The sequence below is a fragment of the Variovorax sp. J22G73 genome (genome assembly GCF_030317035.1).
GTDB lineage: Bacteria > Pseudomonadota > Gammaproteobacteria > Burkholderiales > Burkholderiaceae_C > Variovorax.
In genome coordinates this window covers 275412-298315 of the sequence record NZ_JASZYK010000004.1, presented here as the reverse complement: position 1 = coordinate 298315, position 22904 = coordinate 275412, and the positions used below count along the sequence as shown (strand labels likewise).

At 68.1% G+C, this 22904-nt stretch carries 26 protein-coding genes; 18 read left to right on the top strand and 8 right to left on the bottom strand.

The annotated features are described in order from the left end of the window. Position 1: 1 nt before the first annotated feature. Positions 2 to 748, bottom strand: coding sequence for a glutathione-regulated potassium-efflux system oxidoreductase KefF (gene kefF, locus QTI51_RS17890; protein WP_116909347.1), 747 nt, complete (start codon positions 746 to 748; stop codon positions 2 to 4). A gap of 137 nt (positions 749 to 885) precedes the next feature. On the opposite strand from kefF, the gene QTI51_RS17885 reads away from it, so the two are divergent. Both QTI51_RS17885 and QTI51_RS17880 read left to right on the top strand, forming a co-directional pair. After that, positions 886 to 1506, top strand: coding sequence for a nucleotide-binding protein (locus QTI51_RS17885; protein WP_116909346.1), 621 nt, complete (start codon positions 886 to 888; stop codon positions 1504 to 1506). 113 nt (positions 1507 to 1619) lie between these two features. Continuing rightward, positions 1620 to 2090, top strand: a complete 471-nt coding sequence (locus tag QTI51_RS17880) for a MaoC family dehydratase (protein WP_116909345.1) — start codon at positions 1620 to 1622, stop codon at positions 2088 to 2090. Positions 2091 to 2117: 27 nt separating this feature from the next. Here QTI51_RS17880 and QTI51_RS17875 read toward each other — a convergent pair whose 3' ends face one another. From QTI51_RS17875 to QTI51_RS17865, 3 genes are all read right to left on the bottom strand, one after another. After that, the gene (locus tag QTI51_RS17875) at positions 2118 to 2411 is read right to left on the bottom strand and encodes a DUF4148 domain-containing protein (RefSeq protein ID WP_116909344.1); all 294 of its coding nucleotides are present in this window, start codon (positions 2409 to 2411) and stop codon (positions 2118 to 2120) included. A gap of 137 nt (positions 2412 to 2548) precedes the next feature. Continuing rightward, positions 2549 to 3010, bottom strand: coding sequence for a tRNA (uridine(34)/cytosine(34)/5-carboxymethylaminomethyluridine(34)-2'-O)-methyltransferase TrmL (trmL, locus tag QTI51_RS17870; RefSeq protein WP_116909343.1), 462 nt, complete (start codon positions 3008 to 3010; stop codon positions 2549 to 2551). Between the two features lie 32 nt (positions 3011 to 3042). Beyond that, positions 3043 to 3768 carry a ComF family protein gene (locus QTI51_RS17865; protein ID WP_116909342.1) on the bottom strand — a complete coding sequence of 242 codons (726 nt, stop codon included), beginning with the start codon at positions 3766 to 3768 and terminating at the stop codon, positions 3043 to 3045. Between the two features lie 95 nt (positions 3769 to 3863). Here QTI51_RS17865 and QTI51_RS17860 point away from each other — a divergent pair, with 95 nt between their 5' ends. The 7 genes from QTI51_RS17860 (at position 3864) to QTI51_RS17830 (ending at position 10188) form a co-directional block, all read left to right on the top strand. After that, positions 3864 to 4799 carry a class I SAM-dependent methyltransferase gene (locus tag QTI51_RS17860; protein WP_116909341.1) on the top strand — a complete coding sequence of 312 codons (936 nt, stop codon included), beginning with the start codon at positions 3864 to 3866 and terminating at the stop codon, positions 4797 to 4799. Between the two features lie 225 nt (positions 4800 to 5024). Continuing rightward, positions 5025 to 5501, top strand: a complete 477-nt coding sequence (locus QTI51_RS17855; protein ID WP_116909639.1) for a DUF2244 domain-containing protein — start codon at positions 5025 to 5027, stop codon at positions 5499 to 5501. A gap of 61 nt (positions 5502 to 5562) precedes the next feature. Continuing rightward, positions 5563 to 6741, top strand: a complete 1179-nt coding sequence (gene coxB / locus QTI51_RS17850; RefSeq protein ID WP_116909340.1) for a cytochrome c oxidase subunit II — start codon at positions 5563 to 5565, stop codon at positions 6739 to 6741. A 43-nt stretch (positions 6742 to 6784) separates the two neighbouring features. Continuing rightward, positions 6785 to 8425 carry a cytochrome c oxidase subunit I gene (gene ctaD / locus QTI51_RS17845; protein WP_116909339.1) on the top strand — a complete coding sequence of 547 codons (1641 nt, stop codon included), beginning with the start codon at positions 6785 to 6787 and terminating at the stop codon, positions 8423 to 8425. A gap of 19 nt (positions 8426 to 8444) precedes the next feature. Continuing rightward, positions 8445 to 8558, top strand: coding sequence for a cytochrome oxidase small assembly protein (locus tag QTI51_RS17840; RefSeq protein ID WP_286516058.1), 114 nt, complete (start codon positions 8445 to 8447; stop codon positions 8556 to 8558). A 37-nt stretch (positions 8559 to 8595) separates the two neighbouring features. After that, positions 8596 to 9222 carry a cytochrome c oxidase assembly protein gene (locus tag QTI51_RS17835; protein ID WP_116909338.1) on the top strand — a complete coding sequence of 209 codons (627 nt, stop codon included), beginning with the start codon at positions 8596 to 8598 and terminating at the stop codon, positions 9220 to 9222. Positions 9223 to 9306: 84 nt separating this feature from the next. Next, positions 9307 to 10188 carry a cytochrome c oxidase subunit 3 gene (locus QTI51_RS17830; RefSeq protein WP_116909337.1) on the top strand — a complete coding sequence of 294 codons (882 nt, stop codon included), beginning with the start codon at positions 9307 to 9309 and terminating at the stop codon, positions 10186 to 10188. 74 nt (positions 10189 to 10262) lie between these two features. Here QTI51_RS17830 and QTI51_RS17825 read toward each other — a convergent pair whose 3' ends face one another. Next, entirely contained in the window at positions 10263 to 10493 is a 231-nt protein-coding gene (locus QTI51_RS17825) for a twin transmembrane helix small protein (protein ID WP_093057631.1), read from the bottom strand. Positions 10494 to 10520: 27 nt separating this feature from the next. On the opposite strand from QTI51_RS17825, the gene QTI51_RS17820 reads away from it, so the two are divergent. From QTI51_RS17820 to QTI51_RS17795, 6 genes are read left to right on the top strand one after another with little or no spacing between them, the layout of a single operon-like run. Then, a complete protein-coding gene (locus tag QTI51_RS17820; protein ID WP_116909336.1) occupies positions 10521 to 11396 on the top strand; it encodes an SURF1 family protein in 876 nt (291 codons plus the stop codon). Further along, positions 11383 to 12063 carry a redox-active disulfide-containing membrane protein gene (locus tag QTI51_RS17815; protein ID WP_116909335.1) on the top strand — a complete coding sequence of 227 codons (681 nt, stop codon included), beginning with the start codon at positions 11383 to 11385 and terminating at the stop codon, positions 12061 to 12063. The genes QTI51_RS17820 and QTI51_RS17815 overlap by 14 nt, the downstream gene beginning before the upstream one ends. 10 nt (positions 12064 to 12073) lie before the next feature. Continuing rightward, the gene (locus QTI51_RS17810; RefSeq protein ID WP_286516059.1) at positions 12074 to 13300 is read left to right on the top strand and encodes a COX15/CtaA family protein; all 1227 of its coding nucleotides are present in this window, start codon (positions 12074 to 12076) and stop codon (positions 13298 to 13300) included. 55 nt (positions 13301 to 13355) lie between these two features. Further along, on the top strand, positions 13356 to 14261 hold the full coding sequence (gene cyoE / locus QTI51_RS17805; protein ID WP_116909334.1) for a heme o synthase: 906 nt from the start codon (positions 13356 to 13358) through the stop codon (positions 14259 to 14261). Positions 14262 to 14272: 11 nt separating this feature from the next. Continuing rightward, positions 14273 to 14893 (top strand): SCO family protein, encoded by a 621-nt coding sequence (locus QTI51_RS17800; protein ID WP_116909637.1) that lies wholly within the window; start codon positions 14273 to 14275, stop codon positions 14891 to 14893. Positions 14894 to 14915: 22 nt separating this feature from the next. Next, the gene (locus QTI51_RS17795) at positions 14916 to 15752 is read left to right on the top strand and encodes a DNA alkylation repair protein (protein WP_503011522.1); all 837 of its coding nucleotides are present in this window, start codon (positions 14916 to 14918) and stop codon (positions 15750 to 15752) included. Positions 15753 to 15796: 44 nt separating this feature from the next. On the opposite strand, the gene rpoH is transcribed toward QTI51_RS17795, so the two are convergent. After that, positions 15797 to 16738 carry an RNA polymerase sigma factor RpoH gene (gene rpoH, locus QTI51_RS17790; RefSeq protein ID WP_116909332.1) on the bottom strand — a complete coding sequence of 314 codons (942 nt, stop codon included), beginning with the start codon at positions 16736 to 16738 and terminating at the stop codon, positions 15797 to 15799. 98 nt (positions 16739 to 16836) lie between these two features. Then, positions 16837 to 17301, bottom strand: coding sequence for an Mpo1 family 2-hydroxy fatty acid dioxygenase (locus QTI51_RS17785; protein ID WP_116909331.1), 465 nt, complete (start codon positions 17299 to 17301; stop codon positions 16837 to 16839). Between the two features lie 184 nt (positions 17302 to 17485). Between QTI51_RS17785 and QTI51_RS17780 the strand changes: the two genes are divergently transcribed. From QTI51_RS17780 to QTI51_RS17770, 3 genes are all read left to right on the top strand, one after another. After that, the gene (locus QTI51_RS17780) at positions 17486 to 18232 is read left to right on the top strand and encodes a response regulator transcription factor (RefSeq protein WP_116909330.1); all 747 of its coding nucleotides are present in this window, start codon (positions 17486 to 17488) and stop codon (positions 18230 to 18232) included. An 8-nt stretch (positions 18233 to 18240) separates the two neighbouring features. Next, on the top strand, positions 18241 to 20031 hold the full coding sequence (locus QTI51_RS17775) for an ATP-binding response regulator (protein ID WP_116909329.1): 1791 nt from the start codon (positions 18241 to 18243) through the stop codon (positions 20029 to 20031). A 216-nt stretch (positions 20032 to 20247) separates the two neighbouring features. Then, the gene (locus QTI51_RS17770; RefSeq protein ID WP_116909328.1) at positions 20248 to 21255 is read left to right on the top strand and encodes a hypothetical protein; all 1008 of its coding nucleotides are present in this window, start codon (positions 20248 to 20250) and stop codon (positions 21253 to 21255) included. 188 nt (positions 21256 to 21443) lie between these two features. Here QTI51_RS17770 and ftsY read toward each other — a convergent pair whose 3' ends face one another. Continuing rightward, positions 21444 to 22856: a signal recognition particle-docking protein FtsY gene (gene ftsY / locus QTI51_RS17765; protein WP_207786681.1), complete on the bottom strand. Its 1413-nt coding sequence runs from the start codon at positions 22854 to 22856 to the stop codon at positions 21444 to 21446. Between the last annotated feature and the right edge of the window lie 48 nt (positions 22857 to 22904).

The following is a 22904-nucleotide window of genomic DNA, read 5'->3' as shown; positions in this document are numbered from 1 at the left end:
CTCAGGCCGCCTTGTTCTCGGCGGCTGCTGCTGCCGATGCTGCCGATACGGCCGCCAGGCCGCGCGTCATGGCGGCGTGGAAGGCGGTGCCGGCCATCTTGCCGATGTCGTCGTCCACCGGTCGGTCGCTCTCGGGCACGGGGCAGGCCACGCAGGCGTCGATCTCCTCGATCTCGGGCCAGTCGGGGTAGCTGCCCAGGCGCTGCGCGAAGGTTTCCACGTGGGCAGCAACCTCGGCCTCGGCGGCGCTGCGCGCGCCGTGGAACAGCAGCGGCGGCAGGAAGCGCATGCCGCACAGCGCGGCGGTCTGCTCGTAGGGCGGCAGGAAGGCGTCGAAGAAGTAGCGGTGGTAGTTCTGCGGATGGTAGCTGGCCTCGGGGCTGCCGGTGGTGGCGACCAGCCACAGGTCCTTGCCCTGCAGCGCGTTGCCGCCCGGGCCGTAGGCCCAGCCGTAGGCGAGCACGTCGTCGACCCAGAGCTTCTGCAGCGCGGGCATCGAGTACCACTGGATCGGGTGCATCAGCACCACCAGGCTGGCGCGGGCGAGGCGGGCCTGCTCGGCCTCGACGTCGATGGCGAAGTCGGGGTAGCTGCCGTAGAGGTCGTTCACGTCGACGCCCGGCACCGAGCGCGCGGCGGCGAGCATGCGGCGGTTGACGCGGGAGTCGCGCCAGTGCGGGTGCGCGGCGAGCACGTAGACGCCGCGGCTTTCAGCGGCGGGGTTTCCCATGGATGTTGTTGTAGGCATCCCGCGAACATAGCGCAGACGCGGGGGCTCTGCCCGGCGAAAGCGATGTCATGGGCGTGTCAAAAGGATGCCGGAAGGTTGCCCGCAGGGGCCAGCCACTACCATGGAGCCCGTTCCCAGTTCTGGAGGAGAGCGCTATGCCGGTGGTTCTGGTCGCCAACCCCAAGGGTGGCGTAGGCAAGTCGACGATCGCGACGAACGTTGCGGGCTACTTCGCAAGCCGCGGCCACGCCGTGATGCTCGGCGACGTGGACCGCCAGCAGTCGTCGCGGCTCTGGCTGGGGCTGCGCCCGGCGCAGGCCCGGCCCATCGCCACCTGGGAAGCCTCGGGCGACAGCACCGTGGTGCGCCCGCCGCGCGGCACCACGCACGCCGTGCTCGACACGCCGGCCGGCCTGCACGGCTGGCGCTTCAAGGAGGTGCTGGCGCTGGCCGACCGGGTGATCGTGCCGCTGCAACCCAGCATTTTCGACATCTACGCCACGCGCGACTTCCTCGACCGGCTGCTGGAAAGCCGCCGCGCCGAGAAGACGCGCATCGGCCTGGTCGGCATGCGCGTGAACGCGCGCACGCTGGCGGCCGACCGGCTGCACGAGTTCATCGCGGGGCTGGGCGTGCCGGTGATCGGCGAGCTGCGCGACACGCAGAACTACGTGCAGCTCGCGGCGCGCGGGCTCACCATGTTCGACATCGCGCCCGGCCGCGTGCAGCGCGACCTCGACCAGTGGCAGCCGATTTGCGAGTGGCTGGACGCCTGAGGGCGTCGGCTTTGTCGCGGTAGCCGCCCCGGCGTCTTCCCTGATTTCCCCCGGTTTTCCCTGAGGCCCGTTGTCGCGATGCCGACAGCCGGGCGAATGCGCCAGACGCCAGAATGCGCCGCATGACCAAAAAGACATTCCAGACCCTTCAGGACCTGTCCGCGTGCGTCGGCCAGGAAGTCGCCGTGAGCGACTGGATCACCATCACGCAGGAACAGGTGAACCAGTTCGCCGAGGCCACGGGCGACCACCAGTGGATCCATGTGGATGTGGAGCGGGCCAAGGCCGGCCCGTTCGGCGCGCCGATTGCGCACGGCTTTCTCACGCTGTCGCTGCTGCCGAAGTTCTTCGAGGTGGCGATCGAGGTGGTCGAGTCGCGCATGGGCGTGAACTACGGCTTGAACCGGGTTCGCTTCATGTCGCCGGTGCCCGTGGGCCAGCGACTGCGCGCGCGCATGAAGCTGCTGGCCTCGGAGGCGATTGCCGACGACGGCTTCCAGATGATCTGGGAGACCACCATCGAGCTCGAAGGCGCCGCCAAGCCGGCGTGCGTGGCCGAGTCGGTGTCGCGCCGCTACCGCTGAGGCAGCGGCTTTGTTCGGCCACGCGGTTTACATGCGGCGGTCGGTCACTTCGCCGTAGGTGGCGGCGCCCTGGCGCGTGATGCTCAGCGCGCTCTGGCGCACCGCGTTGCGGTCGGTGCTGCCGTTGCGCGGCTGCAGCGCGCCGGTGCCGCCGTTGGTGATCTTGAACGGCTGGCGCGCGTCGGCCTGCACCTGGCCGCGCGACAGCGTCGACTGGAAGGGTTGGGGCGGCAGCGGGTTTTCTTCACCCTGGAAGGCCTGGGCGCCGCTGGCGAAGGCGAGCGTGGCGAAGGCAGCGAAGGCAATCGACTTGGCGTTCATGGTGAAACTCCTGGTGGCGGTGATGGAAGGAACCTGATGCCGATGCGCTTTGCAACCGGCATGTCTTTCCATACGGCCCGCCGGGCCGATCGGATGCGCCCGCGCTGCTCGGGCGGGCACGAGCTTGTTTCCAGTTGTCAGCCAAAGCCGTTCTGCCGCCAGGCCTCGAACACGGTGACGGCCACCGCGTTCGACAGGTTCAGGCTGCGCTGGCCCTCGCGCATCGGCAGGCGCAGCTTCTGCGGCTCGGCGAAACCGTCGCGCACCGCGGGCGGCAGGCCGCTGGTCTCGGAGCCGAACACCAGCCAGTCGCCGGGCTGGAAGCGCACGTCGTGCACGGCGCGCGTGCCGCGCGTGGTCAGCGCGAACATGCGCTCGGGTGCGGGCTGCTCGGTGGCGAGCAGGGCTTGCCAGTCGGCGTGACGCCTGACTTCGGCGTACTCGTGGTAATCGAGGCCGGCGCGGCGCAGCAGCCGGTCGTCCATCGAAAAGCCCAGCGGCTCGACCAGGTGCAGCGTGCAGCCGGTGTTGGCCGCCAGGCGGATCACGTTGCCGGTGTTCGGCGGAATCTCGGGGTGGACCAGGACGATATGGAACATGCGGCGATTGTCGACGGCGCGGCGTGGTCCGGTCAGCGCGGCGGATCGGTGCGGGCCAGCACCACGGCCGTGATGTGCGACGCGCCCGCCAGCCGCAGCGCCTGCGCCGCCGCGAAGAGCGAGGCGCCGCTGGTCATCACGTCGTCGACCAGCACGATGCGGCTGCCGCGCAGCTTGTCCGCGCGCAGGGGCTCGACGGCGAAGGCGCCGCTCAGGTTGCGCAGCCGGTCGGCGCGTGCCAGGCCGCTCTGGGCAGGCGTGTCGCGGGTGCGCAGCAGCAGGGTGGCATCGGTCTTGGCCGGCGACAGCCGCCGCGCGAGCTCCAGTGCCTGGTTGAAGCCGCGCTCGCGCAGCCGGGCGGGCGCGAGCGGCATGGGCAGCACGATGTCGCACTGCTCCAGTGCCGGCTCGACCCAGGGCGCGCTGCGCAACAGCGTGGCGAAGGGCCCGGCCCAGCCGGCGTCGCCGCGGAACTTGAAGGCGGCGATGGCATCGGGCCACGGCCAGGCGTAGGTGCAGGCGGCGAGGCACGTGTCCAGCGGCGGCGGGTGCTTCACGCAGTCGCCGCAACGGGTCACCCCAACGGGCACCGGCAGGGCGCAGCCGCCGCAGCGCGCCGCCGGTGGTGCGAAGCGGGCCACGCAGGCATCGCACACGGGCAGCGAGGGCCAGGCGCGGCAGACCGCGCACCGGCTGGGCAGGCGCGAGAGCAGGGCGGTGAAGGGCCGCGAGAGCGATGGCGGGGGGAGGAACGGCAAAGGCGACGAGGACGACGAGGACGAGGAGAGCGACAAAAAGCGATAAAGGCCACAGGGCCCGGTGGCCGGGCATGTCTCAATATACTCACGGCCCCATGGCCACCGACCCCACAAGAAGACCGCCGACCATCGATGCCACGGCGGCCGCCCGCTGGCGTCGCCTGCCTCCCACCGACGGCTCCCCCTGGCTGCACGAGGAAATCGGCCGCCGCATGGAAGACCGCCTGCAATGGATCAAGGCCCAGCCCCGCACCTGGGCCGACTGGGCGCCGCTGCGCGGTGGCCTCGAGGCCCACGAGCTGGTCGCCAGGCGCTACAAGGACGCCGCGGCGTTCGTCATCGAGCCGGAGGCTGCGCTGGCGGCCCCCACCGGCCAGGCGCTGAGCGCGCCGTGGTGGAGCGCACGCCGCTGGCAAGGCGGCAAGGCGCGCTTCGACGCCACGCCGGAAGAGGGCGTCGACCTGCTCTGGGCCAACATGTCGCTGCACATGGCGGCCGACCCCGAAGCGCTCATCTCGCACTGGCACAAGCTGGTGGCGACCGACGGCTTCCTCATGTTCTCCTGCCTGGGCCCCGACACCGTGCGCGAGCTGCGCGCGCTGCATGCCCGCCTGGGCTGGCCCGCGGCGGGCCACGAGTTCACCGACATGCACGACTGGGGCGACATGCTGGTGCATGCCGGCTTCGCCGAGCCGGTGATGGACATGGAGCGCATCGTGCTGACCTGGGCCACGCCCGAGGCCGCGCTGGCCGAGCTGCGCGGGCTGGGCCGCAACCTGCACCCGCAGCGCTTCGCGGCGCTGCGCGGCAAGGCCTGGCACCAGGCGCTGAAGAAGGCGCTGCCCGAGCTCGCCCCGGCCGAAGACGACGGGGGGGGTGAGGATGGGGCTGGCGGGCGCATCGCGCTGACCTTCGAGGTCATCTACGGCCATGCCTTCAAGCCGGCGCCGCGCGTGTCGCTGGCGGCGGAAAGCGCGGTGTCGCTGCGCGAGATGCGCTCGATGCTGCAACGGGGTCGTCCGGGCGCCTGACAGCGGCTGCAAAAGAGAGCGGTAAATGCCTGTCGCACAAGCCGTTTTTTGCCTACTAGTAGTGACCCGTAGGCGTCCCACAGGGCACTCGGACGCCGGTATCTACCCGCTACAATCCGCCGTTGCGTGGAACTCGCGGGTACTGTCCCGTGAACGAGGGGTGTCGAATCCTGTTTGTACGAGGGGTTTGGCAACCGTCGACGCACCGATTTGCTGAACTCGCCCGTGTCGAATTCCGTGTTTCGATTTGCCACCGTCTCAGGCCAGAACATCCACTGGTTCCTGAAGCGGAACTGCTCGGTGACGCCGAGCCAGCTGGGCTGGCTCTACGCCTCGCTGTGCGTGGTATCGCTCGGCATCGGCACCCTGTTCTGGCTGCACGGTGCGCCGCTGGTCTTGCCCTTCGCCTGGCTCGAACTGACTGCGGTAGGGGTGGCGTTCATGGTCTACGCCCGGCACGCGACCGACGGCGAAAGGATCGCGCTGCAGGAAGGACGCCTCGTCGTGGAGCTAGAAAACGGCGGCCACTACGAACGCACTGAATTTCTTCCGCACCAGGTGCGGATCGAACCGCAGACCGGCGATCGCTCGCTGATCGAGGTCTCGGGGCAGGGTCGATCGGTCAGGGTGGGGCGCTATGTACGCCCGGAGTTGCGTGCCGCGTTGGCCCGCGAGATTCGCATGGCGTTGCGCGGCGCCTGAGGGGGCTCGCGCAGTGCCGCACGGTTGGGTTTGTCGAAAAAATTGAAGAAACGTGAACACGATGAAGAGCATTTGGCGCAACAAGTACAGGCCGGCGAATCTGTTGCTGGCGGCCGGCGCGGCTTTCAGCAGCGCGGCGCACGCAGTCAACGACCTGCCCGGTGGACCTTCGGTGCGCCAGCTCAATCTTCCGGTCGGCGTGACCAAGATCGCGCAGGAGCAGCATCTGCTCCACACGATCATGATGATCCTGTGCACGGTCATCTTCGTCGCCGTGTTCGCGGTCATGTTCTATTCCATCTGGAAGCACCGCAAGTCGGTCGGCCACAAGGCGGCCAACTTCCATGAGTCGGTGGTGGTCGAGGTCATCTGGACCATCGTGCCCTTCCTCATCGTTATCGTGATGGCGCTGCCCGCCACCAAGGTGCTGGTGGCCCAGAAGGACACCACCAACGCCGACCTCACGATCAAGACCACCGGCTACCAGTGGAAGTGGGGCTACGACTACCTGAACGGCGAAGGCGAGGGCCTGGCCTTCATCTCCACGCTGGACAGCTCGCAGCGCGCCATGTCCGACGCCGGCGCCAAGGGCGCGATGCCCGACGACTACCTGCTGAAGGTCGACAACCCGCTGGTGGTGCCGGTCAACAAGAAGGTGCGCATCATCACCACCGCGAACGACGTGATCCACGCCTTCGCCGTGCCGCAGCTGGGCCTGAAGCAGGACGCCATTCCCGGCTTCGTGCGCGACACCTGGTTCCGCGCCGAGACCGTGGGCGACTACTACGGCCAGTGCCAGGAACTGTGCGGCAAGGAACACGCCTACATGCCCATCCACGTGAAGGTGGTCTCCGCCGCCGACTACACGACCTGGGTGGACGCCAAGCGCAAGGAAGCCGCCGCCAAGCTCGACGACCCGACCAAGGTCTGGACGCTGCCCGACATGCTGGTGCGCGGCGAGAAGGTCTACGCCGCCAACTGCGCGGCCTGCCACCAGGCCAACGGCAAGGGCGCGGGCCCGATCAAGGCGCTCGACGGCGACCCGAAGGTGCTGGACGCCGACCACTCGGTGCAGCTGCACGTGCTGCTCAACGGCCAGAACAACGGCGCGATGCCGTCCTGGAAGCAGCTGAGCGACACCGACCTCGCGGCCGTGGCCACGTACACCAAGAACAGCTGGTCGAACAAGACGGGCCAGCTGGTGCAGCCGGCCGAAGTGCTCGCCCTGCGCGGCAAGTGATACGGCAGCGCCCCGCGAAGAAGAAATTGCAAGGAACAACGACATGAGCGCAGTCCTCGACCCCCACGGTCACGCAGCCCCAGGCGATCACGCACACGACGACCATCACGACCACCATGCGCCCACCGGCTGGCGCCGCTGGGTGTTCGCGACCAACCACAAGGACATCGGCACGCTCTACCTGCTGTTCAGCTTCACGATGCTGATGGTGGGCGGCGTGCTCGCGCTGCTGATTCGCGCCGAGCTGTTCCAGCCCGGCCTGCAGCTGGTGAACCCGGAGCTGTTCAACCAGTTCACCACCATGCACGGCCTGATCATGGTGTTCGGCGCCATCATGCCGGCCTTCGTGGGCTTCGCGAACTGGATGATCCCGCTGCAGGTGGGCGCCTCCGACATGGCGTTCGCGCGCATGAACAACTTCAGCTTCTGGCTGCTGATTCCGGCCGCGCTGATGCTGGTCGGTTCGTTCTTCATGCCCGGCGGCGCACCGGCCGCGGGCTGGACGCTGTACGCGCCGCTCACGCTGCAGATGGGCCCCTCGATGGACGCCGGCATCTTCGCGATGCACATCATGGGCGCCTCGTCGATCATGGGCTCGATCAACATCATCGTCACCATCCTGAACATGCGCGCTCCCGGCATGACGCTGATGAAGATGCCGATGTTCTGCTGGACCTGGCTCATCACCGCGTACCTGCTGATCGCCGTGATGCCCGTGCTCGCAGGCGCCATCACCATGACGCTGACCGACCGCCACTTCGGCACCAGCTTCTTCAACCCCGCCGGCGGCGGCGACCCGGTGATGTACCAGCACATCTTCTGGTTCTTCGGCCACCCCGAGGTCTACATCATGATCTTGCCGGCCTTCGGCATCATCAGCCAGGTGGTGCCGGCCTTTGCCCGCAAGCGCCTGTTCGGCTATGCCTCGATGGTGTACGCCACCTCGTCGATCGCCATCCTGTCGTTCATCGTGTGGGCGCACCACATGTTCACGACCGGCATGCCGCTCACCGGCCAGCTGTTCTTCATGTACGCGACCATGCTGATCGCGGTGCCCACGGCCGTGAAGATCTTCAACTGGATCGCCACCATGTGGCAGGGCTCGATGACCTTCGAGACGCCCATGCTGTTCGCGGTGGGCTTCATCTTCGTGTTCACCATGGGCGGCTTCACCGGCCTGATCCTGGCGGTGGCGCCCATCGACACGCAGCTGCAGGACACGTACTACGTGGTGGCCCACTTCCACTACGTGCTGGTGGCCGGCTCGCTGTTCGCGATGTTCTCGGGCTTCTATTACTGGGTGCCCAAGTGGACCGGCGTGATGTACAACGAAACGCGCGGCAAGGTGCACTTCTGGTGGTCGCTGATCTCGTTCAACGTCACCTTCTTCCCGATGCACTTCCTGGGCTTGGCGGGCATGCCGCGCCGCTACGCCGACTACCCGATGCAGTTCGCCGACTTCAACGCGGTGGCGTCGGTCGGTGCGTTCTTCTTCGGTTTCGCGCAGGTGTACTTCTTCCTGTTCGTCGTGCTGCCCACCATGCGCGGCAAGGGCGAGAAGGCCACGCAGAAGCCGTGGGAAGGCGCAGAGGGCCTCGAGTGGGAAGTGCCGTCGCCGGCACCGTTCCATACCTTCGAGACCCCGCCCAAGCTCGACGCGACCGCCTCCAAGGTGATCGGCTGATCGAACAAGCCTTCGCACGATGACACCCGAGCAGAAACGCAACAACCGCCGCATGGGCCTCACGCTGGCTTCCATCGCCGTGGTGTTCTTCGTCGGCTTCATCGTGCGCATGGTCTGGTTCAGCGGTCGCTGAGCCGGCATTCACGCACGCAACGAACGGGAGCACACGCATGAGCCTCGGTCAACGCATCCGGCGCGCCAACGTCCGCATGGTCGGCAAGCTGGCCGTGGTGGCCTGCGGCATGTTCGCCTTCGGCTACGCGCTGGTCCCGATGTACCGCGCCATCTGCGAGATGACCGGCATCAACATCCTCGCGCTCTCCGAGCTCGAGGTGCCCGGCGGCGCCAGCGGCGGCAAGAACGTGCGCGTGCCCGACAACACGCAGGTCGACATGACCCGCACCATCACCGTGGAGTTCGACTCCAACGTGCGCGGCGGCCTGTGGGACTTCAAGCCCGCGGAGCGGACCATCCAGGTGCACCCGGGCCAGCTCAACACGGTGATGTACGAGTTCCAGAACGTGCAGAACCGCCGCATGGCCGCGCAGGCCATTCCGAGCTACGCGCCGCAGCAGGCCGCGCCGTACTTCAACAAGCTCGAGTGCTTCTGCTTCAACCAGTACACGCTCGACCCGGGCGAGAAGAAGCAGTGGCCGGTCGCGTTCGTGATCGACCCCAAGATCTCGAAGGACGTGAAGACCATCACGCTGTCGTACACCTTCTTCGAGGTGGGCGGCAAGACGCCCGCGGCGCCGGTGGCGGCCGTGTCGGGCGCGGCGACCGAGCCGCGCTCGTAGCCGGCGGCCGGCAGCCAGCGAAGCAGCAACCCACGACAAGCAGAATTTTCCGAATCGAGAGAAGAAAGAAAGCCAGGAGCTGATATGAGTTCAACCACCCACGGCACCACGCCCTACTACTTCGTGCCCGGACCGTCGGCCTATCCGGTCTCGGCCGCGATCGGCCTTTTCTTCGTGATCCTGGGCGCCGCGCAATGGATCAACGGGCACGCCTGGGGCGCCTGGTCGCTGCTGGTGGGCATGGTGGTCTGGCTCGGCACGCTGTTCGTGTGGTTCCGCACCGCCATCGGCGAGAGCGAGAGCGGCCAGTACGGCCACAAGATCGACCTCTCGTTCCGCTGGAGCATGAGCTGGTTCATCTTCTCGGAAGTGATGTTCTTCGGCGCCTTCTTCACCGCGCTGTGGTGGGCCCGCACCCACGCGCTGCCCACGCTCGGTAGCCTGGACAACGCGATCCTCTGGCCCGACTTCAAGGCCGTGTGGCCCAGCGTGGCCGCCGGCGTGACGGGTTCGCCGGCCGGCATCGTCGAGCCCTTCCAGACGGTGGGTCCGTTCTGGCTGCCCACGATCAACACCGCGCTGCTGCTGAGCTCGGGCGTGACGCTCACCATTGCCCACCACGCGCTGCGTGCAGGCCACCGCGCACAGACCATCCGCTTCATGTGGCTCACCGTGCTGCTGGGCATCGTCTTCCTGGGTGTGCAGGGCTACGAGTACCACCACCTGTACACCGAGCTGAACCTGAAGCTCAGCTCGGGCACCTACGGTTCGACCTTCTTCATGCTGACCGGCTTCCACGGCCTGCACGTGTTCATCGGCATGCTGATGCTGCTGTTCATCACGCTGCGGCTGCAAAAGGGCCACTTCACGCCGGAGCGCCACTTCGGCTTCGAGGGCGCCGCCTGGTACTGGCACTTCGTGGACGTGGTCTGGCTCGGCCTCTACATGCTGGTTTACTGGCTTTGAGCGAACCCCGCGGCATTCCACAAAAAAGGCGCCGGAAGGCGCCTTTTTCATGGTTCTCGTGGAACGAGCACCATCTACTTGCCGAGCGGGAGTCCGGTGGGCTGGATGTAGCCGAGTTTCCAGGCGAGCAGCATGCAGAGGAACAAAAACACCGACAGGCCGATCCGAAAGGTGAGGGCGCGCGCCATGCCGCCGCTCTTGGCGCGCCCGTTGCGCCCGTCCTTCAGCATGAAGTACAGGGCAAACGCGAGGCTCGCGAAGATGCCCAGGAACACCAGGGCGACGAAATATTTCATGACCCGCATTATCGGCCGCAGGCCTCGCCCCATCCAGTGACTCCCGAACCCCTGTACCCCGAAGAACGGCGCCGCCCGGGCCGCTTCTGGGTGATCACCCTTGCCGCCGTGCTGACGGTGGCCGCCACCGTGTCGCTCGGCCGCTGGCAACTTTCGCGCGCAGCCCAGAAGGAAGCGCTGCAGGCCAGCATCGACGCCCAGAAGCTCAAGCCGCCGCTCACGCAGGCCGAGTTCCTGGCCATGGACAAGGCCACCGACGCGCTGCACCGGCCGGTGCGCCTGCGCGGCCTGTGGCTCACGCCGCAGACCGTGTACCTGGACAACCGCCAGATGCACGGCACGCCCGGCTTCTATGTGCTGACACCCTTCGCGCTGGAGGGCACCGAGCAGACGGTGATGGTCCAGCGCGGCTGGGTCCAGCGCAACTTCGTCGACCGCACGCAGCTGGGCGCCGTCGAAACGCCGGCAGGCATCGTGGAGGTCACGGGGCTGATCGAGGCACCGCCCAGCCACCTGCTGGAGCTGGGCACGTCCACGCCCTCACCGGCCGCCGCGGCATCGGCACCCACCGCCGCAGCTTCCGCGCCTGCCACCGCGCCGGCCTCCCCGCCTGCCAGTGCAACAGCGGCCGTCGAAGGGTATTCGCCCATCCGGCAAAATCTCGACCTGGAGGCCTTCCGCGCCGAGACCAAGCAGCCGCTGCGCACCGACGTGTCGCTGCAGCAGACCGGTGCGGCCTCCGAGGGCCTGCAGCGCGACTGGCCGGCCCCGGCGCTGGGCCTGGAGAGGCACTACGGTTACGCATTCCAGTGGTTCGGCCTGTCGGCCCTCGTCGTCATCCTCTATGTCTGGTTCCAATTCATCACACCCTTCTTCCGCTCAAGGCGCCGCGCACGCGATGGCCGCTTCTGACGAGCCGCTGGGCCTGACGGTGCATTCGATGCCGTCGCCCAACCAGGCGCTCGACGGGGCCGAGGGCCGGCGCACGGTCACCGGGCGCTGGAAGATGGTCGCGGTGATGCTGATGTGCGCGGCGCCGGTCATTGCCTCGTACTTCACGTACTACGTGATCCGGCCCGAAGGCCGCAGCGTGTACGGCGAGCTGATCGACCCGCAGCACGAGCTTCCCAAGCTGGTTGCCACCGACCGCAGCGGCGCACCCGTGGACTTCGCCACGCTCAAGGGCCAGTGGCTGCTGGTGGCCGTGGCCGATGCGGCCTGCGATGCGCTGTGCGAGCAGCAGCTGTACCTGCAGCGCCAGCTGCGCGAGAGCCTGGGCCGCGAAAAAGACCGCATGGACCGCGTCTGGCTCGTGAGCGACGCCGCTCCCGTGCCCGAGCGGCTGGACAACGGGCTGCGCGGCGCCACCGTGCTGCGCGTGCCGGCCGAGCAGATCGCCAGGTGGCTGGCGCCCGTGTCGGGCCACAGCCTGGCCGAGCACCTCTACGTGGTCGATCCCATGGGCAACTGGATGATGCGTTTCCCCGCCCGCATGGACGCCGCCGGCGCCAGCCGCGCCAAGCGCGACCTCGACCGCCTGCTGCGCGCCTCCGCGTCGTGGGACGAACCGGGCCGCTGAGAGACGCCGCATGGACACGAGCTCGCTCTACGATCTGACGCCCATCGCCTGGCTCATGGCCGCGGGCGTGCTGATTGCGCTCGGCCCGCTGGTGTGGGTGTGGCGCCGCAACGCGGGCGCCGGGCCGGCGCGCCGGCTGCACGCGCTCACCGTGCTCACGCTGTTCCTCACCTTCGACCTGACGCTGTTCGGCGCCTTCACGCGGCTCACCGATTCGGGCCTGGGCTGCCCCGACTGGCCCGGCTGCTACGGCAACGCCAGCCCGGCCGGTGCGCGCCATGAAATCGCCATGGCGCAGGCCGCCCAGCCGACCGGGCCGGTCACGCACGGCAAGGCCTGGGTCGAGATGGTTCACCGCTACCTGGCGACCGGCGTGGGCGTGCTGATCCTCACGCTCGCGGGCGCGACCTGGATCGTGCGCCGCCGGCAGCGCCGCGCGCCGCCGCCCTCGAGCGACGGTGGGCATCCTTCACATCATGCGACGCTGAGCGCCTGGTGGCCCGCGTTCACGCTGGCGTGGGTCTGCCTGCAGGGCGCCTTCGGCGCGCTCACCGTCACCTGGAAGCTGTTTCCCGCGATCGTCACGCTGCACCTGCTGGGCGCCGTGGTGCTGCTCGCGCTGCTCTGCATCCAGGCCGTGCACTACCGCCAGGCCGCCGCGCAACGGCTGCCGACGCCCGTGTCGCCCGCGCTGCGCAACGGCCTTGTCGTGACCACCGTGCTCCTGGTGTTGCAGATTGCGCTCGGCGGCTGGGTCAGCACCAACTACGCGGTGCTGGCGTGCACGCAGTTCCCGACCTGCCAGGACAGCTGGTGGCCGGCGATGAATTTCGCGCAGGGCTTTGAAATATGGCGTCACCTGGGCGTGACCGGCGAAGGCCAACCGCTCGATTTTTCCGCGCTCACCGCCATCCATTACGCGCACCGGCTGATGGCCTATGCCGTGTTCGTCGCGCTCGGCGTGCTGGCGTGGCGACTGCGGCGCATCGGCACGCTGCGCCCGCAGGCGCACTGGCTCGCCGGCCTGGCGCTGCTGCAGCTGGCCACCGGCCTGGGCAACGTGCTGCTCGGCTGGCCGCTGGCAGCGGCCGTGCTGCACACCGGCGGTGCCGCGGCGCTGGCCGTGGTGTTGACCTGGGCGCTGTGCGAGAGCCGCCGCGATGCGTCGCTGCGGACCGCGCATGCCAGTGACAATGCAGGCGGTCGCAACAACAACCCAAGAAAGGCCACTGCGTGAGCTGCATGGCCGTTCCCAAGGCGAACGCCGCAGCGCGCAGCGCGAAGTTTTTCAAATGAGTACCCCGATTCCCGTTCAGCAAACCAGCACCGCGAACGTGCTGCGCCAGTTCTACGCGCTGACCAAGCCGCGCGTGGTGCAGCTGATCGTGTTCTGCGCGCTCATCGGCATGGTGCTGGCCGTGCCCGGCCTGCCGAGCTGGGCCGACGTGCAGCGCGGCGTGCTGGCCTGCATCGGCATCTGGCTGGTGGCGGGCGCGGCGGCAGCGTTCAATTGCCTGGTCGAGAAGGGCATCGACGCGAAGATGAAGCGCACCGCCTGGCGTCCCACCGCGCGCGGCCAGCTCAGCGACATGCAGGCGCTGGTGTTCTCGGCGCTGCTGTGCGCGGCGGGCTCGGTGCTGCTGTGGTTCACGGTCAACCCGCTGACCATGTGGCTGACCTTTGCCACCTTCGTGGGCTACGCGGTGATCTACACCGTCATCCTGAAGCCGCTGACGCCGCAGAACATCGTGATCGGCGGCGCCTCGGGCGCGATGCCGCCGGTGCTGGGCTGGGCCGCGATGACGGGCGACGTGGGCCCCGAGGCGCTCATTCTTTTCCTCATCATCTTCCTGTGGACGCCGCCGCACTTCTGGGCGCTGGCGCTCTACCGTGTCGAGGACTACCGCAAGGCCGGCCTGCCGATGCTGCCGGTCACGCACGGCAACGAGTTCACGCGGCTGCAGGTGCTGCTGTACACCTTCATTCTTTTCGCGGCCTGCCTGATGCCCTTCATCTACGGCATGAGCGGCTGGCTGTACCTCGCGGTCGCGGTGGTGGTGAGCATCGGCTTCACCGGCTACGCGTTCGCGCTGTGGCGCAACTACTCGGACACGCTGGCGCGCAAGACCTTCAGGTTTTCGCTGATCCACCTGAGCGTGCTGTTCCTGGCGCTGCTCGTCGACCACTACCTTCGTTGAACATCTTTTCCATGAACAAGCGCCACGCCCTCAAGTTGATTGCCACCGGTGCCGCCTGGGTGGGCGCGGGCGCAGGCCTGGGGCTGGGCCTGTCGGCGTGCAGCGGCGAGGCGAAGCAGAACTTCAATGCCGTCGACATCACCGGCGCTGACTACGCGAAAGATTTTTCGCTGAAGGACGCCGACGGCAAGGTCCGCACCATGGCCGACTTCAAGGGCAAGGTGGTGGTGCTGTTCTTCGGCTACGCGCAGTGCCCCGACGTCTGCCCGACCACCATGACCGAGATGGCGCAGGTCAAGCAGCAGCTCGGCAAGGACGGCGACAAGCTGCAGGTGCTGTTCCTCACGGTCGACCCGGCGCGCGACACGCCCGAGGTGCTGAAGGCCTACATGGGCGCGTTCGACCCCAGCTTCGTCGCGCTGATTCCCACGGCCGACGAGCTCGCCGCCGTGGCCAAGGACTACAAGGTCTATTACAAGAAAGTCGACGGCAAGACGCCGACCAGCTACTCGATGGACCACTCGGCCGCCAGCTACGTCTACGACACGCAAGGCCGCCTGCGGCTCTATGCGCGCTACGGCGCGGGCGTGGCGCCGATGGTGTCCGACCTGAAGACGCTGCTGGCTTCCTGAGTCGGGCCTGCGGATGAACGCGGTGGTGGTTCCCAGCGACGCGGTCGCGCACCTGAAAGGGCGCAAGGGCGCCTTTCGCATCGCGCTGATTCCGCCCGAGGTGCTCGGCGCGCTGAACGACGGGCTGCTCGAAACCGTCAACCTCAACGAATTCATGGCGCTCGAGCTGCCACGGCTGGCGCGCAGCGTGGCCGGGCACATCGGGCTCGATGCGCAAAGCGAACGGCTGGTGGACACGCTGGCCATGCTGGCCGCGTTCAAGCCGATGCAGCGCCACGGGCACATCGCACGCGCGCTCTACGACCTGGCGGCGCTCCATGGCGAGCGCGACGCGGTCGCCCACAGGCTCGCCACGCATGCCAGCGACGTGGCGCGCTGCTGGGCCGCGCAGTGGGTCACGCTGTCGGGCCTGCCGCTGCCGGCGCAGCTCGAGGCCGTGCGCCGCTTTGCCGCCGACCCTCACTTCGGCGTGCGCGAGATTGCATGGATGGCGGTGCGCGACGCGGTCATCGCATCGCTCGACGAAGCGCTGGCGCTGCTGCAGCCCTGGGTGTTCGACGCCGACCCCAACATCCGCCGCTTCGCGAGCGAACTCACGCGCCCGCGCGGCGTGTGGTGCGCGCAGATCGAGGCGCTGAAGGCCGAGCCGTGGCGCGCGCTGCCGTTGCTGGAGCCGCTGCGCGCCGACCCGAGCCGCTACGTGCAGAACTCGGTGGCCAATTGGCTGAACGACGCGAGCAAGGGCCAGGCCGGCCAGGGCGAATGGGTCGACAGTCTGTGCGCGCGCTGGGTGGCGGAGTCGGACTGCGACCAGACCCGCTACATCGCCAAGCGGGCGATGCGAACGCTCTCCAAATGAAAAAGCCCGGCATTGCCGGGCTTCGTTCATTGAAGTGAAGAGGCTTACGCGTAGTCCGCGAGCGCCTTCTTCATCTTCTTCATGGCGGCGACTTCGATCTGGCGAATGCGCTCGGCGCTCACGCCGTACACATCGGCCAGGTCGTGCAGCGTCATGCCGCCCGAGCCATCGTCATTCACCTTGAGCCAGCGCTCTTCGACGATGCGGCGGCTGCGGTCGTCCAGCGCCTCGAGCGCGGTGGCGATGCCGTCGCTCGACAGGCGGTCACGTTGCTGCGACTCGAGTAGCGCGGTCGGTTCCTGCGTGGCGTCGGCCAGGTAGGCGATGGGGCCGAAGGCCTCGTCGCCGTCGTCCGTCGGGCCCGGATCGAGCATGACGTCGCCGCCCGACAGGCGGGTTTCCATCTCGAGCACTTCCTCGGGCTTGACGTTGAGCCGGGTCGCCATTTGCGACACCTCGTCGGGGCTCAACGTTTCGCGGTGCGTGCCGTTGTCGGCCGCGGCCGAGTCGGCCTTGAAGCCCTGCTTCATCGAGCGCAGGTTGAAGAACAGCTTGCGCTGGGCCTTGGTCGTCGCGACCTTGACCATGCGCCAGTTCTTCAGGATGTACTCGTGGATCTCGGCCTTGATCCAGTGCATGGCGTAGCTCACGAGCCGCACGCCCTGGTCGGGGTCGAAGCGCTTCACGGCCTTCATCAGGCCGACGTTGCCTTCCTGGATCAGGTCGCCGTGCGGCAGACCGTAGCCCAGGTACTGGCGGGAAATGGACACCACGAGCCGCAGGTGCGACAGCACGAGCGCGCCGGCGGATTCGAGGTCGTTCTGGTCGCGCAACTTGCGAGCGAAGCCCTGCTCTTCTTCGAGCGTGAGCATCGGCAGGCGGTTGGCGGCCGAAATGTAGGCATCCAGGTTGCCCAGCGGGGGAACCATCGACCATGGGTTGGCGACGGCCAGCTGGTTGGCAGAGACTCCAGACAGCGTTGTCATCAGGGAAAACTCCTTAGTGTTGGCCATATTAGCACTCGGTTAGAGGGAGTGCTAAGCCAAGGGTTCCCTTGAATTCCTATCGGCAAGATAGTCAGGGGCTACCAACGGATGCCCAGCTTTAGAAAAAGCCTGGACAGTACGAACAACGGTCCGACCCACAGATATTGGATGTCTTCGAAGAACGAAGGTTTCTTGCCTTCGATCTTGTGGCCCACGAACTGGAACACCCAGGCCACTACAAAGATAGCGGCTGAAACCGGCAATACAAGCCCGCCCATCGCGTGCACCAGCGCCAGCGCCAGCGCGGTCAGCAGCACCATCGTCAGCAGGAAGACGGGCGCCCGCAGCAGCGCGTAATAGACGAGGCTGGCGCCCACGAAGCCATACGCCGCCCAGGGGTGGATCGCGAACAGCAGCCCGACGATGCTCAGCATGATGGCCGGGATGGCCACGAAGTGAATCAGCTCGTTGGTCGGGTTGCGGTGGCTCTCTTCATAGTGGGCGAGCAGCCGGTCGACCTTGCGGTCGCTCGAGGCCAGCGGGGCGGCGGCGGTGTGGGTCATGCGATGTCTCCAGGACCGCCTTGCGATGCGGCCGAGCGACCATGGTGCCGACAGAAAAGCCCGATGGCAAGCGAGCAAGCCATGAGAAATTGCTATCAAAAAAGTAGCATTAAGCACTACGGCCGTGGGCTGTCCCATGACTTTCTACACTGTCACCAAAAGGTTACGCCGCTAAGATCGACGCGTGTCCTCCATCGACTCCGCCCCCGCACCCCTGTCCCCCTCTTCGCAGCCCGGCAAGCCCGGCACGCCCGGCACGCCCAGCACGCCCAGCACGTCAATTCGCGCGCCCACGGCCATCCTCGTGGTCGACGACCACGACCTGCTGCGCCTGGGTGTCTGCGCGCTGGTGCAGGCGCAGGCCGCCTCGTCCGGCGCGACCATCGAGGTGTTCGAGGCCGGCAACGCCGCCGACGCGCTCGCGCTGTATGAAACCCACCAGGCCCGCATCGGCCTCGTTCTGCTCGACCTGGCGCTGCCCGATACGCACGGGCTGAGCGGGCTGGCCGAATTCAGGCTGCGCTTTCCGTCGGCGCGCATCGTGGTGCTCTCGGGCACAGGCAACAGCACGCTGGCGCAAGGCGTGCTCGCGCTGGGCGCGGCCGCCTTCCTGCCGAAATCGGCCGACCTGAAGGAGGTGGTGAGCTTCATTCGCGCCTGCGGCCTGCTCGACCCGGCCACCGGCGCGGCCGAGCTGCCGGCGGTCTCGAAGCCGCTTGCGGGCTACGCGGAATTCGCCCATGCCAGCGCCTGGCAGGAGCTCACGCCGCGCCAGATGCAGGTGCTGCAGTGGGTGCTCGAAGGCAAGGCCAACAAGGAAATCGCGCAGCTCGCCAACCTGAGCGAAGGCACCGTGAAGAACCACGTCTCGACCATCCTGCTGCTGTTCGGGATGCGTTCGCGCGCCCAGTTGATCAGCACCCTGCACTGAGCCCGGGCGTGCCGACCGTGGCGCCGAGCGATCCGTTGGCCGACCACACGCTCGCCCAGCGCGTGCTGCGCGAGAACATCGCGTCGGTCTACAGCACCTACATCGCCTCCACGCTCACGCACATGGCGTTCGTGCTGGTGTTCGGCGCCATCATCTATTCGCAGCTGAAAGACCCGAGCCTGCTGTTCTGGGCCGGCACGCTGCTGGCGGCCGACCTCTACGTGCTGTTCACGCCGCGCTGGACGCCCGAGCGCCCGGCGCGCGAAAGCGCCTACTGGGCGCGCAAGATCTCGCGCATGGTCACGCTGGTGAGCATGGTCACGGCGGTGGTGCCCTGGCTCATCGTGCCGCACGACAACCTGCCCATGACCTCGCTGCTGATGGCCGTCATCGTGGGCAGCTGCGCGCGCGCGGCGCAGTCGCTCTGGCCGCTGAAGCCGGCGCTTTTCGGCTACACGATGCCGATGTCGATGGGCATGATCACCGCGCTGGCCTGGCAGGGCGACGGGCTGCACCTGTTCCTGGCCGCCGCCGGCGCGGCCTACCTGCTGCTGACCCTGCACGCGGGCGTGGGCCAGCACAAGCTGCTGACCGAATCGCTGATGCTGCGCTTCGAGAACGAGGCGCTCGCCGCGCGGCTGGGCGAGCAGATTGCCGCCACCGAGCGCGCCAGCGAAGAGAAAACCCGCTTTCTCGGCACCGCCAGCCACGACCTGCGCCAGCCGCTGCACGCCATTGCGCTGTTCGGCGCCGCGCTGGAAAACGAACTGCGCGACCGCCCCGAGCGCCGCAACGCCGAGCGGCTGATGCGCGCGGTGAACGCGCTGGGCGCCTCGCTGGACACCATGCTCGACGTGTCGCGGCTCGACGCGGGGGTGATCACGCCCGCGCTGCAGCCCGTGCAGCTCGACGCGCTGTTCCTGCCGCTGAACCACACCTTCGCCGCGCGCGCCGAGCACAAGAAGCTGCAACTGCGCGTGCGCGCCAGCGGCCTGTGGGTGCACAGCGACCCGCAGCTGCTGCACCGCATGCTGTCCAACCTGATGGACAACGCGCTGAAGTACACCGCGCGCGGCGGCGTCACCGTGACGGCGCGCGACCGCGGCGACGCGGTGTGGATCGAGGTGCGCGACAGCGGCATCGGCATCGCGCCCGAGCAGTCGAGCCGGATCTTCGAGGAGTTCTACCAGGTCAACAACCCGGGGCGCGACCGCTCGCGGGGCCTGGGCATCGGGCTGTCGATCGTGCAGCGGCTGTCTCGGCTGCTCGGCCATCCGGTGCAGATGCATTCGCGGCCGGGGCGGGGCACCTTTTTTCGGGTGGTGCTGCCCGCAGTGGGTGCGCCGGTGGGCGCGCTCAGCCCGTCGGCGGAAGCGCCCTCGGCGTTGCGCCGCGGCCCCGCGCCCGTGCTGCCGGCCCGCGTGCTGCTGCTGGACGACGAACTGGAAATTCGCGAGGCCATGACCGGCTTGCTGCGCTCCCATGCGGTCGACGCGCACGCCGTTGCCAGCGAGGAGGCCGCGGCCGAGGCGCTGCGGCGCGCCGACGCCGAGGGCCGCCCGTTCGAGCTGCTGTTGTGCGACTACCGGCTGGCCGACGGCGCGGATGGGCTCGACGCCGGCCTGCGGCTGAGCCAGGGCGGGGGAGCACGCGCGGCGACGCCGCTGCTGCTCATTACCGGCGAGACCTCGCCGGACCGGCTGCTGCGCGTGCGCGAGTCGCGGGTGCCGGTGCTCTTCAAGCCGGTGGCGGCCGAGTCGTTGCTGCGTGCCATGGCGGAGGCCGCGCCTTCCGCCTGATTTCGACCATCACAGGTCGATTTTTGTGATTTGAAGCCATTGGTATTCGTTTGAATGCCGATGGCATCTGTAGCCGACCGATGTCGTGACTTTCGGCACTGGCCGGTTGAGGCCCCTCCCTTTACCTTCGAGTTTGCTCCCGGTTCGCCCGGGGTGCCACGCAACCGGGCTCGTTCCCGCGTTGCCTCAAAACAATCGGAATGGAGGTTTCTTTCAATGAATTTCAAGCTCGCGGCGGTGGCCGCTGCAGTGGCCGCCACCCTTGCGCTCGCGGCGTGCGGCGGCGGTGGTGGCGACAACGGCGCCTCGTTCGCGCCCATCGGCAACATCGTGCCGCCTGCGCCGCCAGCCCCACCGGCTCCGCCCCCGCCACCTGCGCCCGCGCCTGCACCGGCCACGAACACCTTCCTGTACGAGCAACTGCCGTATCCCGCTGACAACGCCGGCCTGCTGAGCAACCTCAACAGCGAGGGCGCGAAGGGCTTCATGTTCCTCAGCGCGCTGGGTTCGGGTGGCAGCGCGGCCCATGTCTATGTGAAGACAGGCGACGCGACCTATGTCTATGAACTGAAGTCCCCTCCTGCGGACGCTGGTGCTTTCCTGTCGCAGGCCAACGAAGCCGGCAGCCGTGGCTTCCGCTGGGTCGGTGCGCTGGCTGCCGGCGGCACCAGCACGGTGGTGATGCTGTACCGCAAGGACAGCGACGCCGACGCCACCTACACCTACCGCACCGAAGCTCCCGCGACCGACAAGGACGGCTTCCTCGCACAGGTCAACGCGCAGGGCGCGGCGGGCTACTTCAACACCGCGCCGGGCTACGGCTTCGGCGGTGTCATCTCTGCGGTGTTCGAGAAGAGTTCGGCCGGCAGCGCCACCTACGCCTACGAACTGGGCGACGCCACGTCGGACACCAACGGGGCCTTGGCGCAGTTCGACGAGAAGGGCGCGCGCGGCTTTCGCTACCGCTTCCCGTACATGTTCGGCAGCTTCAAGGGCAGCGTCTTCGTGAAGGACCTGTCGCAGTCCAGCACCTTCAGCTACCAGGCGCTGACCGAGGGGGCCACGCTGGAGGCCGACATCGTCCAGTCCAACACCTTGGGCGCGACCGGCTACGGCTTTGTCGGCCCATTGATCGTGGGCACCGAGCAGCGCAACTACTACTACAAGCCCACCAACTGCGCGGGCGTCGTCATCTGCAAGCCGACGAGCCCGTTCGGGCTCTGACGGCAGGCATGCGAGGAGCGGACGGCTCGCCGTCCGCGAGGAAGAAGGTCCGGTAGACGGGGAAGACCTCGCACACCGGGCCGGAGGTCAGGGAGACAGGGAGAGAAGAAGAAAAAGAAAAAACGGCCCCAGCGCGAGCGGGGGCCGTTTTTTTATGGGGTGCTGCCCGCGTCAGTGCGGGCGCCGTGTCAGCCCAGCAGGGCCTGCGCGAACTCGCGCGCGCTGAAGGTCTCGAGGTCTTCCAGCTTCTCGCCCACGCCGATGAAGTAAACCGGAATCGGCCGCTCGCGCGCAATGGCGCACAGCACACCGCCCTTGGCCGTGCCGTCGAGCTTGGTCACGATCAGGCCGGTGAGGCCCAGCGTCTCGTCGAAGGCCTTCACCTGCGCGAGCGCGTTCTGCCCGGTGTTGCCGTCGATGACGAGCAGCACCTCGTGCGGGGCGGTGGCGTCGGCCTTGGTGACCACGCGCTTGATCTTCTTGAGCTCGTCCATCAGGTGCAGCTGCGTGGGCAGGCGCCCGGCGGTGTCGACCAGCACCACGTCCTTGCCGCGGGCCTTGCCGGCGTTCACGGCGTCGAAGCTCACGGCCGAGGGGTCGCCGCCTTCGTTGCTCACGATCTCGACCGTGTTGCGGTCGGCCCAGACCAGCAGCTGCTCGCGCGCCGCCGCCCGGAAGGTGTCGGCCGCGGCCAGCAGCACCGAGGCGCCTTCGGTGGCCAGGTGCTTGGTGAGCTTGCCGATGGAGGTGGTCTTGCCCGCGCCGTTGACGCCGGCCACCATGATCACCGTGGGGGTGAATTCGCCGATGACCAGCGGCTTTTCCAGCGGCTTCAGCAGGTCGGCGATGGCATCGGCCAGCAGCAGCTTGACCTGCGGGGCGGTGGTGGCCATCTGGCGCTTGACGCGCCCGCGCAGGTCGTCGAGCAGGAACTCCGTGGCCTTCACGCCGGTGTCGGCCATCAGCAGGGCGGATTCGAGCTCTTCATAGAGCGCGTCGTCGATCTGCGCGTTGACGAACACGGCCTGGATGCCGGTGCCGGTCTTGCGCAGGCCGGTCTTGAGCTTGTCGAGCCAGCTCTTGCGCTCGGTGGCGACGGCGGGTTCGGGGACGGGTGCAGGAACCGGTGCGGGTGGTGGGGTTGCGGGGACGGGCGCTGTGACAGGCGGGGCGACGAACGCGGGTGCGGGGGCCGGTGTCGGCGCAGTGGGCGCCACGACAGGGGCTGCAACCACCGGCGGCGGCGACACCACCGGCGCAGGTGCGGCGACCGGCGTGGCGACAGGGGCTGGTGCGAAAGCCGGTGCGGGCGCTGGCACCGGTGCCGCGACTGGCGCGGGAGGCGCCACGGCAGGCGGCGGAGGCGGCGGGACGTAAGCCGGGGAAGGTGGCGGTGGGGGCGGGGGCGGCGGCGCAGCCGGTGGCGGAGCGGGCGTTTCTTCCACCGCCGGCTTCGAGCCGAACCAGCTCGAAGGCGAGAACACCGAGCGCGTGGGTGCGGGTTCCGGGGCAGGCGCTGGCGCGGCCGGCGTGCCCGTCGAGGGGGGCGCCGGCGTGTCGGGGGTCTCGGCAGGCGGTTTTTTCTTGAAGAAACTGAACATCAGGAGCTTTTTACAATCCGACCCATTCTATGAAACACCTCCCGCCAC

Coding starts and splice junctions, on each gene's coding strand:
- QTI51_RS17880 (WP_116909345.1), top strand. CDS start 1,620: ATGCGCCGCATGACCAAAAAGACATTCCAGACCCTTCAGGACCTGTCC.
- rpoH (WP_116909332.1), bottom strand. CDS start 16,738: ATGACAACGCTGTCTGGAGTCTCTGCCAACCAGCTGGCCGTCGCCAAC.
- cyoE (WP_116909334.1), top strand. CDS start 13,356: ATGAGTACCCCGATTCCCGTTCAGCAAACCAGCACCGCGAACGTGCTG.
- QTI51_RS17785 (WP_116909331.1), bottom strand. CDS start 17,301: ATGACCCACACCGCCGCCGCCCCGCTGGCCTCGAGCGACCGCAAGGTC.
- ftsY (WP_207786681.1), bottom strand. CDS start 22,856: ATGTTCAGTTTCTTCAAGAAAAAACCGCCTGCCGAGACCCCCGACACG.
- QTI51_RS17810 (WP_286516059.1), top strand. CDS start 12,074: ATGGACACGAGCTCGCTCTACGATCTGACGCCCATCGCCTGGCTCATG.
- kefF (WP_116909347.1), bottom strand. CDS start 748: ATGCCTACAACAACATCCATGGGAAACCCCGCCGCTGAAAGCCGCGGC.
- ctaD (WP_116909339.1), top strand. CDS start 6,785: ATGAGCGCAGTCCTCGACCCCCACGGTCACGCAGCCCCAGGCGATCAC.
- QTI51_RS17860 (WP_116909341.1), top strand. CDS start 3,864: ATGGCCACCGACCCCACAAGAAGACCGCCGACCATCGATGCCACGGCG.
- QTI51_RS17875 (WP_116909344.1), bottom strand. CDS start 2,411: ATGAACGCCAAGTCGATTGCCTTCGCTGCCTTCGCCACGCTCGCCTTC.
- QTI51_RS17800 (WP_116909637.1), top strand. CDS start 14,273: ATGAACAAGCGCCACGCCCTCAAGTTGATTGCCACCGGTGCCGCCTGG.
- coxB (WP_116909340.1), top strand. CDS start 5,563: ATGAAGAGCATTTGGCGCAACAAGTACAGGCCGGCGAATCTGTTGCTG.
- QTI51_RS17885 (WP_116909346.1), top strand. CDS start 886: ATGCCGGTGGTTCTGGTCGCCAACCCCAAGGGTGGCGTAGGCAAGTCG.
- QTI51_RS17840 (WP_286516058.1), top strand. CDS start 8,445: ATGACACCCGAGCAGAAACGCAACAACCGCCGCATGGGCCTCACGCTG.
- QTI51_RS17830 (WP_116909337.1), top strand. CDS start 9,307: ATGAGTTCAACCACCCACGGCACCACGCCCTACTACTTCGTGCCCGGA.
- QTI51_RS17815 (WP_116909335.1), top strand. CDS start 11,383: ATGGCCGCTTCTGACGAGCCGCTGGGCCTGACGGTGCATTCGATGCCG.
- QTI51_RS17825 (WP_093057631.1), bottom strand. CDS start 10,493: ATGCGGGTCATGAAATATTTCGTCGCCCTGGTGTTCCTGGGCATCTTC.
- trmL (WP_116909343.1), bottom strand. CDS start 3,010: ATGTTCCATATCGTCCTGGTCCACCCCGAGATTCCGCCGAACACCGGC.
- QTI51_RS17835 (WP_116909338.1), top strand. CDS start 8,596: ATGAGCCTCGGTCAACGCATCCGGCGCGCCAACGTCCGCATGGTCGGC.
- QTI51_RS17770 (WP_116909328.1), top strand. CDS start 20,248: ATGAATTTCAAGCTCGCGGCGGTGGCCGCTGCAGTGGCCGCCACCCTT.